A 16367-nucleotide genomic window follows, 5' to 3' on the forward strand; every position below is an offset into this window, starting at 1 on the left:
ACCGTGGGTTACCAGGTCCACCCGGCTGTCGGCAAACACGGCCTTCGCCTGGCGGGGGCGGCGTGGGTGCTTTACGGTTATCGCTGTGAGTGGCGCCATGAGCAGCATCAAAGCATGTTTTTCCGATCGGGGGGTGATCTCCCATGCCGGCTGAGGAGCGCGGGCAGCGGGGTTCGGGCTACGGCCTGGGGTTGTCGACACGCACCCAGGTGACCGGCCATCAATTCCTGGCCCGCCGGATGGCGATGGCCTTGACCCGCTGGCGGGTGCGCATGGAGGTGGAACCGGGCCGGCGGCAGGTGCTGGCGGTGGTCGCGTCCGTGTCCGCGGCGGTGGTGATTTGCCTGGGGGCGTTGCTGTGGTCGTTTATCAGCCCGGCCGGTGCCCTCGGCGACTCGCCCATCATCGCGGACCGTAATTCCGGGGCGCTGTACGTCCGCGTGGGTGACACGCTGTACCCGGCGCTGAATCTGGCTTCGGCGCGGTTGATCGCGGGACGGGCGGACGACCCGCACAAGGTGCGGTCCAGTCAGATCGCCCAGCAGCCGCACGGACCGCTGGTGGGTATCCCGGGAGCGCCGTCAGAGATTTCCCCGACTAGCCCGGCGACGTCGTCCTGGCTGGTGTGCGATGCGGTGGCCCCGACCGTAGGTGTTGGCACCGGTGTGCCGGCCGCCCAGCCGGTAACGGTGACGGTGATCGACGGCGCGCCCGCGCTTTCGGATCGCCGGCGGGTGCTCGGCAAACAGGACGCGGTGCTGCGGCGCTACGGCGGCAACGCCTACGTGATCCGTGACAGGCGCCGCTCGCGCATCAACGCGGCGGATCGCTCGGTGTTGCTGCCGCTGGGTTTGGCGCCGGAGCAAATTGATCAGGCGCCTCCGATGAGCCAGGCGTTATACGACGCCTTGGCGGTGGGGCCCGAGTTGTCGGTGCCGGTGGTGCCGGGCTCGGGTGGTCCCGCGGCGTTTCCGGACGCGCCCGGGCCGGTGGGGAGCGTGATCGTCACACCACAAATCAGTGGGCCGCAGCAGTACTCGCTGGTTTTGACCAATGGCGTGCAGACGATCTCACCGATAGTCGCCCAGGTTTTGCAGAACGCGGGCGGTCCCGCGGCCGGAGCCCCCAAAGTCGTGGGGCCGTCGGCGCTGGCGAAAATGCCGGTGGTCACCGGGCTGGATCTATCGGCCTTCCCGGATCAGCCGCTGAACGTGGTGGACGCGAAAGACAACCCGGCGACCTGCTGGTGGTGGCAATGGACGACCGGTGAGAACCGGGCGCTGACGCGGCTGGTCGCCGGGCCGACGGTTCCGGTGAGCGACCCCAAAAACGTGGTGCCGCTGGTGAAGACGGATAACACGGGCGGCCAGGCTGACCACGTGTATTTCGGCACCGACTATGCGAACTTCACCGTCATCACCGGCAATGATCCCTCGGCCACCAAAGGTGAATCGCTGTGGTGGCTCTCGCATTCCGGTGTGCGGTTTGGGGTGGACAACACCCGTGACGTGCGCACCGCGCTGGGGCTCACAGGCACTCCGACCCCGGCGCCGTGGGTGGCATTGCGGTTGCTCACCCCCGGCCCGACGCTTTCACGCTCTGATGCGCTGGTCGAACATGGCGCACTCCCGACAGATTCAAACCCACAGGAGTTGGCGGTACCGAAGTGAAACGTGGATTTGCGCGACCTACCCCGGAGCGGGCACCGGCAGTCAAGCCGGAGAACATCGTCTTACCGACACCGCTGAGTGTCCCGCCACCGGAGGGCAAGCCGTGGTGGATGGTGGTGGTCGGCGTCTTGGTGATCGGCCTGTTGGTCGGCATGATCGCCGCGGTGGTCGCCAGCGGATCACGGATGTTCCTGGGCGCCGGTGCGATCTTCCCGATCTTCATGATCGGCGGGATCGCGATGATGATGTTCGGCGGGCGCTTCGGCGGCACCCAGCAGATGAGCCGGCCGAAACTGGACGCGATGCGCGGGCAATTCATGCTGATGCTGGACATGCTGCGCGACACGGCCGCCGAGTCGGCCAACAGCATGGACGCCAACTACCGGTGGTTTCACCCGGCGCCGGGCACACTGGCGGCGGCGGTGGGATCGGCACGGATGTGGGAGCGGATGCCCAACGGCAAGGACCTCAACTTCGGTGTGGTCCGGGTGGGGGTGGGCATGACTCGGCCCGAGGTGACTTGGGGTGAGCCGCAGAACATGCCGACCGACATCGAACTGGAGCCGGTGACCGGTAAGGCGCTGCAGGAGTTCGGGCGTTATCAAAGCGTCGTGTACAACCTGCCGAAAATGGTCTCACTGCTGGTCGAGCCCTGGTACGCCCTGGTAGGCAGCCGCGAGCAGGTGCTGGGGCTGATGCGGGCGATGATCTGCCAACTGGCGTTCTCCCACGGTCCGGACCATCTCCGGATGATCGTCGTCTCGTCCGATGTGCAACGTTGGGACTGGGTCAAATGGCTTCCGCATTTCGGCGATCCGCGGCGCCACGACGCCGCGGGCAATGCCCGGATGGTCTACCGCTCGGTACGGGAATTCGCCACGGAGCAAACCGAATTGTTCTCCGGACGCGGATCGTTTACACCCAGGCATGCCAGTTCGTCCGCGGAAACCCCGACACCTCATCACGTGATCATCGCCGATATCGATGACCCGCAGTGGGAGTATGTGATCAGCGCCGAAGGCGTCGACGGGGTGACGTTCTTCGATTTGACCGGCTCCTCGCTGTGGAGTTCGGTGCCGCAGCGGGTGCTGCGGTTCACCAATGCCGCCGGAGTCATCGAGGCGCTGCCTCGCGACCGTGACACCTGGCTGGTGATCGACGAGAGCCCGTGGTTTTTCGCGCTGGCCGACCGGATGTCCGAGGACGAGGCCGAACAGTTCGCCCTGCGGATGGCGCGCTGGCGACTTGCCGAGGCCTACGAGGAGATCGGGCAGCGGGTGACCCAGATCGGCGCGCGAGACATCTTGTCCTACTACGGGATTGACGATCCCGCCCAGATCGACTTCGACGCATTGTGGTCGGACCGCCGAGACCTGTTCAGCCGAGACCGCCTACGGGTGCCGTTCGGCAACCGTGCCGATAACGGCGAGTTGCTGTTCCTGGACATGAAATCCATCGAAGAGGGTGGCGACGGCCCGCACGGGGTGATGTCGGGGACAACCGGCTCGGGGAAGTCGACGCTGGTACGCACCGTGATCGCGTCGCTGATGCTCGGCCACTCGCCCGAAGACCTGCAATTCGTCCTGGCCGACCTTAAGGGCGGGACAGCGGTCAAGCCGTTCGAGGGGGTGCCGCACGTATCGCGGATCATCACCGACCTGGAAGACGACCAGGCGCTGATGGAACGCTTCCTGGAGGCGCTGTGGGGCGAGATCGCCCGGCGCAAGGAAATCTGCTTCAGCGCCGGCGTCGACGGCGCCAGGGAGTACAACGAGATCCGGACCAGGATGCGGGCCCGCGGGCAAGACTTGCCGCCGCTGCCCATGCTGGTGGTGGTGATCGACGAGTTCTACGAGTGGTTCCGCATCATGCCGACCGCGGTAGACGTTCTGGACTCGATCGGCCGGCAGGGTCGCGCCTACTGGGTGCACCTGATGATGGCGTCTCAAACCATCGAGAGCCGGGCCGAAAAGCTCATGGAGAACATGGGTTACCGGTTGGTGCTGAAAGCGCGCACCGCCGGCGCGGCACAGGCCGCGGGGGTACCGAATGCGGTGAACCTGCCCTCGCAGCCCGGGCTGGGCTACTTGCGCAAGAGCGGTGACGACATCATCCGCTTCCAGGCGGAGTTCATGTGGCGCGACTACCGCCGTGGCGTGTCGCTCGACGAGGGCCCTGCGCGTTTGACGGACACCTCCGGTTACATTCGCCCGCAACTGTTTACCACCGCGTTTACCCCACTTGAGACTGCGCCGGCCGGATCGAACGGGGAGGCGGCGGCCGCCGGGAACGGCGAGGTGACTACCAATGGCCTGACCAACGGCGAGGTCGTCGACGGCGAAGTGGTCGCCGAGGCCGACGTGTACGACGAAGAATACGAGTGGCGGACACCGAAAGTCGGCACGGTGATCATCGATCAGCTGCGCCAGATCGACTTCCAGCCCTACCGGCTGTGGCAGCCGCCGCTGGACCAGCCGGTGCCCATCGACGAATTGGTGAGCCGCTTCCTCGGCCGGCCCTGGCAGCAGGATTACGGCACCGCCAGGGACTTGGTGTTCCCGATCGGGATCATCGACCGGCCGTTCAAGCATGACCAGCCGCCGTGGACGGTGGACACCTCGGGACCCGGGGCCAACGTGCTGATCCTGGGTGCCGGTGGCGCGGGCAAGACCACGGCGCTGCAAACCCTGATCTGCTCGGCCGCCTTGACCCATACCCCGGAGCAGGTGCAGTTCTACTGCCTGGCCTACAGCAGCACCGCGCTGATGACGGTAGCCGGTCTTCCGCACGTGGGCTCGGTTGTCGGCCCCACCGACCCGTACGGGGTGCGGCGCACGGTTGCCGAAGTCCTCGCGCTGATGCGTGACCGGAAGCGCAGTTTCCTCGAGTATGACGTCCCGTCGATGGAGGTGTTCCGGCGGCGCAAATTCGGCGGCGAGCCGGGCCGTGTGCCCGAGGACGGGTTCGGCGATGTCTACCTGGTGATCGACAACTACCGGGCGCTGGCCGAAGAAAACGAAGTGCTCATCGAGCAGGTGAACCAGATCATCAACCAGGGGCCGTCGTTCGGTGTGCACGTGGTGGTCACCGCCGACCGGGAATCGGAGTTGCGACCCCCGGTGCGCAGTGGCTTCGGCTCCCGGGTGGAATTGCGCCTGGCCGCGGTGGAGGACGCCCGGCTGGTGCGCTCCCGGTTCGCCAAAGACGTGCCGGCCAAGCCCGGACGAGGCATGGTCCCGGTCAACTACGTGCGTCTGGACGCCGATCCGCAGGCGGGCCTGCACACGCTGGTGGCCCGGCCGGCGTTGGCCAGCACACCGAAGTCCGCCTTCGAGTCCGACAGCGTGGCCGCCGCGGTGAGCCAGGTGGCGGTGGGCCGGGCGCGCGCCGTGCGGCGGCTGCCGGCCCGGTTCGGACTGGAAGAGGTGCGGGCACTGGCCGCGGCCGATCAGCGTCAAGGGGTCGGAGCAGGCGGAATCGCCTGGGCGATATCGGAGCTGGATCTGCAACCGGTGTACCTGAACTTCGCCGAGAACAGCCATCTGATGATCACCGGCCGGCGCGAATGCGGACGCACCACCACGCTGGCCACCATCATGGCCGAGATCGGACGCGTGTATGCGCCGGGGGCGAGCACCGCACCGCCGGCATCGGGGCGACCCTCGGCCCAGGTGTGGCTGGTGGACCCGCGCCGTCAGCTGCTGCGGATGCTGGGCCCGGATTACCTGGAGAAGTTCGCCTACACCGTCGACGGTGTCGCCGCAATGATGGACGAGCTGGCGGAGACATTGGCCAAACGCCAGCCGCCGCAGGGCTTGTCGGCCGACGAGCTGTTGTCGCGGTCCTGGTGGAGCGGCGCGGAAATCTTCTTGATCATCGACGACCTACAGCAGCTGCCGACGGGCTTCGATTCGCCGCTGCACAAGGCCGCCGCATGGGTGACCCGGGCGACCGATGTCGGCTTGCACGTGATCGTCGCCCGCACCTTCGGCGGCTGGTCCTCGGCGGGCAGCGACCCGATTCTGCGCGCGCTGCACCAGGCCAACACCCCCTTGCTGGTGATGGACGCCGACCCCGACGAGGGGTTCATCCGGGGCAAGATGAAGGGTGGTCCGTTGCCGCGCGGCCGCGGGCTGCTGATGGCCGAGGACACTGGCGTGTTCGTCCACGTCGCGGCCACCGAGTTGCGGCAATAAGAGATCGCGGTTTCCGGCCGGCGGCCAGGGCCACTCCGCCAGGGCCACTCCGCCAGGGACCACTCGGTGTTGCTGTTGCTGGCCGCTGGACGCCGCCGCGGCGCAGGGACAGGGCTTTAACCGCAGGGCTTTAACCGCAGCACGATTTTTATCGCTGCGGCCGCGTCGGGCCGACGCCGTTTCGGTGGTTCGCACCGTCGGGCCGGGCGCGGTTTGGGCCCCAGGCAAGCGCTGTTCGCGCAGGTAGAAGCCGACTGGCTAGCCGGTCGTGGTGTGCGGTATCCGCCCGTCGTGCCTCGAAACCACCCGCCGAGGCATGGTCTTGGCACCGTCGGTGGTGGCCGCGGACCGGGGCGCGGCCCTGGGAAGCCATTTACGCTCGGGCCCGAAGCGGTTGCAAGTTGTCGATCCCAGGAGGAACCGATGACGTTCGTGAGCACACAGCCGGAGGCGCTGACAGCCGAGGCGGCCAACCTGCAGGCCATCGGTTCGGCGCTGAGCGCTCAGAACGCCGCCGCGGCGGGCCCGACGATCGGAGTGGTTCCCGCCGCGGCAGATGAGGTGTCGGCGCTGACGGCGGCCCGATTCGCCGCGCATGCCCAGATGTACCAGGTGGTCAGTGCCCAGGCTGCAGCGATTCACGAGGCGTTTGTGCGCACCCTGATGGCGAGCGCGGGATCATATGCGGCCACCGAAGCCGCCAATGCGCTAGCCGCAGCCTGACGACCCGGGGTGACGAGGATGGATTTCGGCGCGCTGCCACCGGAGATCAACTCCGGGCTCCTGTATGCCGGCCCCGGATCGGGGCCCATGCTGGCCGCTGCGACGGCGTGGGACGCGCTGGCCGCCGAGCTGTATTCGACAGCGTCCTCCTACGGTTCAGTGGTCTCGAGGCTGGCCGGCGGGCCGTGGATGGGTCCGTCGTCGGCATCGATGGCGTCTGCGGCGGCACCGTATGTGGCGTGGCTGAACGCTGCCGCGGCCCAGGCGGAGCAGACGGCCGCCCAGGCCCGCGCCGCGGCGGGCGCCTATGAGGCGGCGTTTGCCGCCACGGTGCCGCCACCGGTGATCGCGGCCAACCGCAGCCAGTTGGCGGCGCTTGTCGCCACCAACTTTTTCGGGCAGAACAGCCCCGCCATCGCGGCCACCGAGGCGCACTACGGCGAAATGTGGGCCCAGGACGCCGCCGCGATGTACGGCTATGCCGGGTCCTCGTCCGCCGCGTCGGCGTTGACGCCGTTCGCGACGCCGCCGCAGACCACCGCTGCGGGCGGCTTAAGCGGCCAGGCCGCGGCGGTGGCTCAGGCCACCGCGACGGCCGCCGGCACCTCGGCGCCGGCAACGGGGTCACAGCTGGCGTCCACGATGCCCGGCATTGCATCGTCGACCTCAACCACGTCGGGGCTCTCGAGTGCTTTGAGCACCCTAGCCGGGAGCGGGTCAAAGTCGTCCTCGTCGACGCTGTCGACGCTGAGTAACCTCGGCAGCCTTGCGCGCACGCCGGCGAGCATAGGGTCATTTGCGGCCGGTACGGCGGGCCTGCTCACAGGTGCCGCCGCGACCCCGGTCGCGGCCGTCGGCAGCGAGTCCGGGGTGCTGGGACCGGCCCTGGCTGCTGGGCTTGGTGCCGGGGCGGGCGCGCCGGGGCTACCGGGCGCGGCGGGCCTTGGCAGCGGGGTGTCGGCCGGTCTGGGCCAGGCCGGCACGATCGGCGCGTTGTCGGTGCCGCAGAGTTGGGCGGTGGCCGCCCCTGCGACCAGCCCCGCCGCGGCGCTGCCGGGCACCGGCCTTGGCGCTGCCCCGGGGCTCGGGGCAGCCAACCCCGGAGGCCTGCTTGGTAGTGCTCCGCTCGCGAATATCGTCGGACGCGCCATGGGCCTCGGCGCCCATACGGCCGCTACGCCGCGGTTCGATGTGCGCCCCAGCGTAGTGCCGCGCCCGCTGGCCGCCGGTTGAGAACGGGGCCGCGAGAGGGGGAGCATCCGTGTTTGTGTGGCCGGCGGGTGCGGCAACACAGCGCCCAGCAATCAGCGTTCCTCGATTCGCGCGAAAGGAGATAGTCAAATGCCGACGCGTTTTATGACCGATCCGCATCAGATGCGGGCGATGGCGGGCCGTTTTGATGTGCACGCCCAAACGGTGGAGGATGAGGCTCGCAGGATGTGGGCGTCCAGCCAAAACATCGCCGGGGCGGGCTGGAGCGGGGCGGCGCAGGCCACCTCCTATGACACCATGGCCCAGATGCATCAGGCGTTTCGCAACATCGTGACCATGTTGCACGGGGTGCGTGACGGGCTGATCCGTGACGCCAATAACTATGAGGCCCAAGAGCAGGCCTCCCAGCACCTGCTGAGCAGCTAGCGCCGAAAGCCATGGCTGCGTACGCTTTCTCACATTAGGAGAACTTCGAGATGACGATTAACTACCAGTTCGGGGATGTGGACGCCCACGGGGCCACGATTCGCGCCCAGGCGATGGCGCTGGCGGCCGAGCATCAGGCCATTGTTCGTGATGTGCTGGCCGCCGGGGACTTTTGGGGTGGGGCGGGCTCGACGGCCTGCCAGCAGTTCATCACCGAGTTGGGCCGCAACTTTCAGGTGATCTACGAGCAGGCCAACGCCCATGGCGCCAAGGTGCAAGCCGCCGGCGCCAACATGGCCGACACCGACGCCGCTGTCGGCTCCAGCTGGGCCTGACAACAGAACCGCCGGCAGCGGCAGCACACCGGGGAGGTAGGGTGTGCTGCCGCGTTGTGCGTTATCCGAATAAACCGATCATGGAAGGCAGTGATGGACCCACAGAGTTCCCGCACCGACGTCACCGTCAACGTCGAGGGCCTCTGGATGCTGCAGGCGCTGCTGGATATCCGCCACGTCGCCCCGGAGCTGCGGTGCCGGCCGTACGTCTCTACCGACTCCACCGATTGGCTCAACGAACACCCGGGGATGGCGGTGATGCGCAAAGAGGGCCTCGTCGTCGGCGACGAGGTTAACGACCAGGTGGCCGCGCGGATGCGGGTATTGGCCGCACCCGATATTGAGGTGATCGCCCTGCTGTCGCGGGGCAAGTTGCTCTACGGCGTTATCGAGGGCGAGGACCAGCCACCGGGGTCCCGCGACATCCCGGACAACGAGTTCCGCGTGGTGCTGGCCCGTCGCGGCCAGCATTGGGTGTCGGCGGTCCGGGTCGGGTCCGACATCACCATCGACGATGTCGCGATCACCGACACCGCCTCGATCGCAGCCCTGGTGTTCGACGGCCTGGAGTCGATTCATCACGCCGACGCCGCCGCGATCAACGCGGTCAACGTGCCGCTGGACGAAATGCTGGAAGTCACAAAGACCTGGAAGGACGCCGGCTTCAACGTCTTCTCCGCTGGGGATTTGCGGCGACTGGGCCTCAGCGCGGCCACGGTTGCCGCGCTCGGCCAGGCCCTCTCGGATCCGGCGGCCGAGGCGGCGGTCTATGCCCGGCAATACCGCGATGACGCCAAAGCCCCCAGTGCCTCGGTGCTTTCGTTAAAGGACGGATCCGCCGGACGTATCGCGTTATACCAGCAACCCCGCACCGCGGGATCGGGCGAGGCCTGGCTGGCCATCTGCCCGGCAACCCCGCAGCTGGTGCAAGTCGGCGTCAAGACCGTTTTGGACACACTGCCCTACGGCGACTGGAAAACGCATCGCAGAGTTTAACAATCCTTTTCACCGCGATTAACAGTTCAGGGCAAAACTCCGGCTATTCCGAATAGGCCGGAGCAAAACATGCGGCTGCGGTGCCGACGGCGCATAATGCCCTAGGGCAAAGCACCACGGGAGACCCCACACCGGACAACTGACGAGGCGGAGCAGATGGACTCAGACCTTCTCGACCTGCACCTGCGGCCGGAGCGCACCATCGAGGCGGGCGTGTCCCGTCCGCCGGGCCGAACGGCGCCGCGCTTCTTGTCGCCTTCGTTCGCTACGACCCAGGCGGTGGCACGATGACCGCGGTAATCGAAGCACCGCAACCCGGAGCCGAAGCCGTCTCGTCGCCACGGGCGACCATGCTGGCCATCATGGCCGCCGATGTCCAGGTGCCGGTGCTGCTGGATGCCGACGCCCCGGTGTCGGTGATGATCGACCCGCTGCGGGACGTGGTCAACACCCGGCTGCAGGAGCTGGGCGTGGCCCCGCTGGAGGCGAAGGGCCGCGGCCGCTGGGCATTGTGCCTGGTTGACGGCACGCCACTGCGGCCCGCGCAGTCACTGACCGAGCAGAACGTCTACGACGGGGACCGGTTGTGGCTGAGGTTCGTTGAGGACACCGAACGCCGGGCCGAAGTCGTCGAGCACATCTCCACCGCGGTGGCGATCAACCTCAGGAAGCATTTCACCGCGATCGACCCGGTGGTCGCGGTGCAGGTCGGTGCGGCGATGCTAGCGACCGGGGTGCTGCTGGCGACGGCTTTGCTGGGCTGGTGGCGCTGGCACCTTGACTCCTGGCTGCCGGCCGGTTACACCGCAGTGATCGCCGCGCTGACCTTGACGGTGGCCACGGTGATCCTGATGCGCTCCGAGACGGTGCCCGCTCGCCGGGTGGGTGATGTCATCCTGTTCAGCGGGCTGGGGGCGCTGGCGGTGGCGGCGGCGGCCGCGCCGCCGGGACCGGTTGGCGCGCCACAGGCGGCGCTGGGCTTCGGGGTGCTGGGCGTCGGCGCCCTGGCGATAGTCCGCGCGACCGGTCGCCGCCTGGGGCTCTACACCGCGATCGTCACCATCAGCGTGGCGGCGGCGCTGGTCGGTGTGGCGCGAATGGCGTTTATGACCGGCCCCGTGACACTGATGACTTGTGTGCTACTGGCCTGTGTGCTCGGCTATCACGGTGCCCCGGCGCTGGCCCGATATTTGGCCGGCATCCGGCTGCCGGTGTTTCCCTCGGCGACCAGCCGCTGGGTGTTCGAGGCCCGCCCGGACCTGCCGACCACCGTGGTGGAGTCCGAAGGCGGCACCCCGACACTGGAAAGCCCGGCGTCGGTCCGTGCCGTGGTGCTAGAGGCCCAGCGTGCGCGCTCATTCTTGCTGGGACTGCTGGCGGGACTGGGCGTGCTGGTGCTGGTGTGCCTCACCGGGCTGTGTGATCCGCACGCCGGTCAGCGGTGGCTGCCGGTGCTGCTCGCGGTGTTCACCGCCGGGTTTCTGCTGCTGCGCGGGCGCTCCTACGTGGACCGCTGGCAGGCGATCACCCTGGCCGCGACCGCGGTGCTGATTGTCGCTGGCGTGGTGACCCGCTACGTGATGGTCCTGGCGGATCCCCTGACGCTTTCAGCCGGGGTGGCGATCCTGGTATTACTGCCTGCAGCGGGCCTGACGGCTGCCGCGGTGGTGCCCAACACGATCTACAGCCCGCTGTTCCGCAAGTTTGTGGAATGGATCGAATACCTCTGCCTCATGCCAATATTCCCGCTCGCCTTGTGGTTGATGAATGTCTATGCAGCGATCCGCTACCGCTAGCAGCTGGCTGCGGCACGGCCGCGCGGCCGCAGCGACCGCAGCAACGATTTTGGTGGTGACGAGCACGGTGGCCGGCGCTCCGGCGGCGAACGCGATCGCCCCGCCGACGATCGATCCGGCCGCGATGCCGCCGGACGACCCGCCCGGGCCCCTGCAGCCCATGCGGCAGAGCGCGTACTGCACCGAAGTCGGGGTGTTGCCGGGCACCAATTTTCAGGTGCCCCCGAAATACCTGGCCATGCTGAACTTGCCCGCCGCGTGGCAGTTCGGCCGCGGCGGCGGAGTGAAGGTCGCCGTCATCGACACGGGGGTCGCCCCCCATCCACGACTGCCGCATCTGGTACCGGGTGGGGACTATGTGATGGCCGGCGGTGACGGGCTTTCGGATTGCGACGCCCACGGCACGCTCGTGGCCTCGATGCTCGCGGCGGAACCGGCGACCGCCGTGCCGGCCGCGCCAGACATCCGGATCCCCCAGACCTATCCCACACCGGAGGCTCCTCCGCCGCCTCCGCCCCCGCAGACCGTCACCTTGAAGCCGGCGCCACCACCCCCGCCCGAGACGGTGCGGATCTCGCAGCCCCCGCCGCCGGCCCCCTGGCTGCCGCCCCCACCGCCGGTGACGGAGAAGGTGGGCCCGCCGTCGGAGGAGGAGGCGCCCAGCGCCTATGGCGGGCACGGCAAGGCGGTGTTGCCCGGCTATTCCGAGCGCGGGCACGTGCACGGCGTTGACAACCCGCACCCGCGTGACCCGGCGCCGCCCGAACCTCCCGCCCCGCCATCGCCGGCACCGCCGGCGGCGCCCGCGGCAGCGACACCGGGGCAGCCAACTGACGCGTTCACCGGGATAGCCCCGGACGTGGAGGTGATCTCGATCCGCCAGTCCAGCGCGGCGTTCACCCCCAAAGACCCGTTCACCGGCAGCCAGGATCCGCAGACCGCGCAAAAAATCAACAACATGGAAACCATGGCGCGGGCGATCGTGCATGCGGCCAACATGGGCGCCCGGGTGATCAACATTTCCGGGGTGACGTGCATGAGCGTGCGCAATATCATCCACCACCCGGACCTGGGGGCTGCGGTGCGGTACGCCGCGGTCGATAAAGACGCGGTGATTGTGGCCGCTGCCGGTGACACCAGCCAGCGCGATTGCAAGCAGAACCCGGTCTACAACCCGTTGCGGCCGGACGATCCGCGGGACTGGAGCGGTGTGGACACGGTGGTAACCCCCGCCTGGTTCAGTGACTATGTGCTCACGGTGGGGGCGGTGGACTCGACCGGCGCGCCGATGAGCAATGTGAGCATGGCCGGACCGTGGGTGTCCATCGCCGCGCCGGGTGATGACATCGAAGGGTTCTCACCCCGCGACGACAGCCTGATCAACGCGATCGAGGGTCCCAACAACTCCTTACTGGTGCCGGCGGGCACCAGCTTTGCGACCGCGATCGTGTCGGGGGTGGCGGCGCTGGTTCGCGCGAAGTATCCGCAGCTGTCGTCACATCAGGTCATCAACCGGTTAATTCGCACGGCCAGGCCGCCGGCCCGCGGGGTGGACAACCAGGTCGGCTACGGGGTTGTAGACCCGGTCGCGGCCCTGACCTGGGATGTGCCCGACGGTCCGATCCGGCCGCCGAACCGGTTGTCGGCACCGCTGAAGCTTCCGCCGCCGGCGCCCGCCCGGGATATGACCCCGGTGTGGGTGGCCGCTGGGGGGCTTGGGGCCGTGGTGTTGGTGGCCGGTGTGGTGTTCGGTGGTGCGATGGTGATGCGGCGATCAGCGAGGAGCCGATGAGCGAGCCAAGAAGAAAAGCGCAGCACGGGTGGGGGCTGGCCCTGTCGTGGCCCCGGCTCACGGCGGTGTTTCTTATCGACGTGGCACTGCTGGCCCTGGTCAGCCACTTGCCGGACGCCTGGCAGGCCCACCACATCGCGTGGTGGGCGGGTGTGGGGCTCGCGGTGCTGGTGACGGGTGTTGCCACCGTCACCTACCGGGGTAACCCGCTCAGCTCGGTGATGGTCGCGCGGGCGCTCGATCGGTTCGCCGACCCGGAGGTGATGCTGGTCGCAGGGCGAACCCCCCCGATCGATCATCGGCACCGCTTCGCCCGCGACGTGGTGGGGATACGCGAATACCGGGGGCGGCTGGCCGCGGTGATCGCCGTGCAGGGACGCTACGACGTGCCGGCGGGGCGTCATCGCCAACCGAAGGCGTCGTCGGGCACGTTGCCGGTGGCGGCGGTCGCCGACGGGCTGCGCCAGTTCGATCTGCTCCTGGACGGCATCGACATCATCTCGGTGGACACACGGCCCGCCACCACGGACCGCACTGGCTCCGATGGCCCTCGTACCGGAGAAAACCCCTCGCCGCAGGATCAGCGGAGCACCTGGCTGGTGTTGCGAATGGACCCGCAGCGCAACCTTGCCGCGGTGGTGGCCCGGGATTCGGTGGCATCCACGCTGGCCGCCGCCACTGAGCGCCTCGCGCACGAACTCGACAGGAGCGGATGTGCGGCCCGGCCCCTGACCGCCGAGGAGATCGCCGCCGTGGACGTCGCCGTGCTCGCGGGTTTGCAACCGGCGCACGTTCGCGCCCGTCGAAGCCGCCTTAACTCCACGGTATCGGCGCGGTCGACGCAGTTCGTGGCCAGCTTCTGGGTCTCACCGCCTGACATCACTTCCGAGACGCTGGCTCAGCTGTGGGCGCCCGACGCCGAGGCCACGGTGCTGACGGTCCGGCTCACGCCCACCGATGGCCAGACCGAGGTGTCCGCGTGGGTGCGCTATCACAGCAGCGAGCCACTGCCCAGGACGGTCTGGGAGGGGCTGAATCGGCTCAGCGGCCGCCAGTTGGCGGCGGTGTGCGCCAGCCTGCCGGTTCCCGCATGGCGTCCGCGACTGGCGGTGCCGGCGCGGACACTAGGCGCCGACGATGAGCTGGCTGTGCCGGTGGGTACGGCACAGTCGATGAGTGGGGTGGGAACGCGCCGGTGAGCAGCCCCCAGATGGCCGCGGTAGATGCCCGCAACGCCATGGTGGCGGGTTTGCTGGCTTCCGGTATTTCCGTCAACGGGCTACGGCCCAGCAACAACCCGCAAGTAGCGTTGCAGATGTTCACCACCGCAACCAGCATCGATCCGGGCATGTGTGATGCCTGGTTGGCGCGGGTGCTGGCGGGTGACCAAAGCCTCGAGGTGCTGGCCGGCGCCTGGGCGGCGGTCAAAACGTTCGGTTGGGAGATCCGCCGGTTGGGGCTCACGGATTTGGAGTTTCACCCGCAGGTTTCCGACGGGCTTTTCCTGCAGTTGGCGATCACCACCGTGGAGTCACTGGCAGCCGGCTACGCCGCGGTGCTGGCGCAGGCGAAACGCTATGAGGAGGCGTCCCGGCTGCTCGACGCCGCCGAGCCGCGCAACCCGACGGATGTCGAACTGGTCAGGTATGTGCGCGGCCTGCTGTACTTCCGCACCGGCCGCTGGCCGGATGTGCTCGCGCAGTTTCCGGCGGCCACACCCTGGCGACAGCCGGAGCTGAAAGCGGCGGGGGCGGCGATGGCCACCACGGCGCTGGCCTCATTGGGGGTCTTCGAGGAAGCCTGCCGGCGCGCGGAGGAGGCCATCGAAGGGGATCGAGTGCCCGGTGCGGCCAATGTCGCCATGTACACCCAGGGCATGTGCCTGCGGCATCTGGGCCGCGAGGACGAGGCCGTCGAGTTGCTGCGGCGGGTATATTCACGTGACGCCAAGTTCGGCCCCGCCCGTGAAGCGTTGGACAACCCCAACTATCGGCTGGTGCTCACCGACCCGGAAACGATCGAGGCCCGCACCGATCCCTGGGATCCCGCTACCGCGCCCACCCGGGAGCAGACCGAGGCCGCCCGGCACGCCGAGATGGCCAAAAAGTACCTGGCCGAAGGAGATGCCGAGCTGGGCGCGATGCTGGGCATGGAAAAAGCCAAACGTGAAATCCGGCTCATCAAGTCGACGACGAAGGTCAATTTGGCCCGCGCCAAAATGGGCCTGCCGGTGCCGGTGACCTCGCGGCACACCCTGCTGCTGGGCCCGCCCGGGACCGGGAAAACGTCGGTGGCCCGGGCGTTCACCAAGCAGCTGTGCGGGCTGGGCGTGCTGAGAAAGCCGATGGTGGTGGAAACCAGCCGCTCCAAGCTGCTGGGCCGTTACATGGCCGATGCCGAGAAGAACACCGAGGAGATGCTCGAGGAGGCGCTGGGCGGCGCCGTGTTCTTCGATGAGATGCACACGCTGCACGAGCGCGGCTATCACCAAGGCGACCCTTATGGCAACGCGATCATCAACACCGTGCTGCTCTACATGGAGAATCATCGCGACGAGCTGGTGGTGTTCGGGGCGGGCTACGCCAAGGCGATGGACCGGATGCTGGAGGTGAATCCCGGGCTGCGCCGCCGGTTTTCGACGGTGATCGAGTTCTACAGCTACACCCCCGACGAGTTGATCGCGCTGACTAAGCTGATGAGCCGGGAAAACGAAGATGTCGTCACCGATGAGGCGGTCGAGGTGTTGCGCCCGTCGTACACCAAGTTCTATCTCGACGAAAGCATCTCCGAGGACGGGGACCTGATCCGGGGCATCGACGTGCTCGGCAATGCCGGGTTTGTGCGCAATGTGGTGGAAAAGGCCCGCGACCACCGCAGCTTCCGCCTCGACGACGAGGACCTCGATGCCATGCTGGCCAGCGATGTCAGCGAGTTCAGCGAGGACCAATTGCGCCGATTCAAAGAGTTGACTCGCGAGGATCTCGCCGAAGGCCTCGCCGCGGCCGTGGCCGAGAAGAAGAACACCTAGAGGCTCCTACCGGGTGCCTGCCGGTGCCTAGGGGGTGCTTCAAGCCTGAAGGCTTCCTAAAAGTTGTTGTCAGCGGGCTGCTGGCAGACAGGGGTTGCCAGCGTGACGTGCTTGGGCTTTGACCTGGATTTGAGTGTGAGCCGGGTCTGCGGCGTTTCCGGCGAACGGCGGCCCGGTGGCGAACCGGACCGGG

11 protein-coding genes are annotated in these 16367 nt (G+C 68.0%); all 11 read left to right on the forward strand.

The window, feature by feature from the left end:
* The first annotated feature begins 143 nt into the window (after nucleotides 1-143).
* The 11 genes from eccB to eccA all read left to right on the forward strand — a co-directional run bounded on the left by eccB (nucleotide 144) and on the right by eccA (nucleotide 16174).
* Nucleotides 144-1670: a type VII secretion protein EccB gene (gene eccB, locus MSM1_RS15720; protein ID WP_213444158.1), complete on the forward strand. Its 1527-nt coding sequence runs from the start codon at nucleotides 144-146 to the stop codon at nucleotides 1668-1670.
* Nucleotides 1667-5866 carry a type VII secretion protein EccCa gene (gene eccCa, locus MSM1_RS15725; RefSeq protein WP_213444160.1) on the forward strand — a complete coding sequence of 1400 codons (4200 nt, stop codon included), beginning with the start codon at nucleotides 1667-1669 and terminating at the stop codon, nucleotides 5864-5866. Before eccB ends, eccCa begins: the two co-directional genes overlap by 4 nt.
* A gap of 423 nt (nucleotides 5867-6289) precedes the next feature.
* Nucleotides 6290-6589, forward strand: coding sequence for a PE family protein (locus tag MSM1_RS15730; protein ID WP_213444163.1), 300 nt, complete (start codon nucleotides 6290-6292; stop codon nucleotides 6587-6589).
* An 18-nt stretch (nucleotides 6590-6607) separates the two neighbouring features.
* Nucleotides 6608-7822 carry a PPE family protein gene (locus MSM1_RS15735; protein WP_213444165.1) on the forward strand — a complete coding sequence of 405 codons (1215 nt, stop codon included), beginning with the start codon at nucleotides 6608-6610 and terminating at the stop codon, nucleotides 7820-7822.
* 108 nt (nucleotides 7823-7930) lie between these two features.
* Complete coding sequence (locus MSM1_RS15740) at nucleotides 7931-8227, forward strand: WXG100 family type VII secretion target (protein ID WP_213444167.1); 297 nt, start codon at nucleotides 7931-7933, stop codon at nucleotides 8225-8227.
* Nucleotides 8228-8277: 50 nt separating this feature from the next.
* A complete protein-coding gene (locus tag MSM1_RS15745) occupies nucleotides 8278-8562 on the forward strand; it encodes a WXG100 family type VII secretion target (RefSeq protein WP_213444170.1) in 285 nt (94 codons plus the stop codon).
* A 93-nt stretch (nucleotides 8563-8655) separates the two neighbouring features.
* Nucleotides 8656-9558, forward strand: coding sequence for an ESX secretion-associated protein EspG (locus MSM1_RS15750; RefSeq protein WP_213444172.1), 903 nt, complete (start codon nucleotides 8656-8658; stop codon nucleotides 9556-9558).
* A 287-nt stretch (nucleotides 9559-9845) separates the two neighbouring features.
* A complete protein-coding gene (gene eccD, locus MSM1_RS15755; RefSeq protein WP_213444174.1) occupies nucleotides 9846-11354 on the forward strand; it encodes a type VII secretion integral membrane protein EccD in 1509 nt (502 codons plus the stop codon).
* A complete protein-coding gene (gene mycP, locus MSM1_RS15760; protein ID WP_213444177.1) occupies nucleotides 11332-13146 on the forward strand; it encodes a type VII secretion-associated serine protease mycosin in 1815 nt (604 codons plus the stop codon). The genes eccD and mycP overlap by 23 nt, the downstream gene beginning before the upstream one ends.
* Complete coding sequence (gene eccE / locus MSM1_RS15765) at nucleotides 13143-14345, forward strand: type VII secretion protein EccE (protein ID WP_213444179.1); 1203 nt, start codon at nucleotides 13143-13145, stop codon at nucleotides 14343-14345. The genes mycP and eccE overlap by 4 nt, the downstream gene beginning before the upstream one ends.
* Nucleotides 14342-16174, forward strand: coding sequence for a type VII secretion AAA-ATPase EccA (gene eccA / locus MSM1_RS15770; RefSeq protein ID WP_213444181.1), 1833 nt, complete (start codon nucleotides 14342-14344; stop codon nucleotides 16172-16174). The genes eccE and eccA overlap by 4 nt, the downstream gene beginning before the upstream one ends.
* Nucleotides 16175-16367 lie beyond the last annotated feature (193 nt).

The organism is Mycobacterium sp. SM1, from assembly GCF_018361265.1.
Taxonomy (GTDB): Bacteria; Actinomycetota; Actinomycetes; order Mycobacteriales; family Mycobacteriaceae; genus Mycobacterium.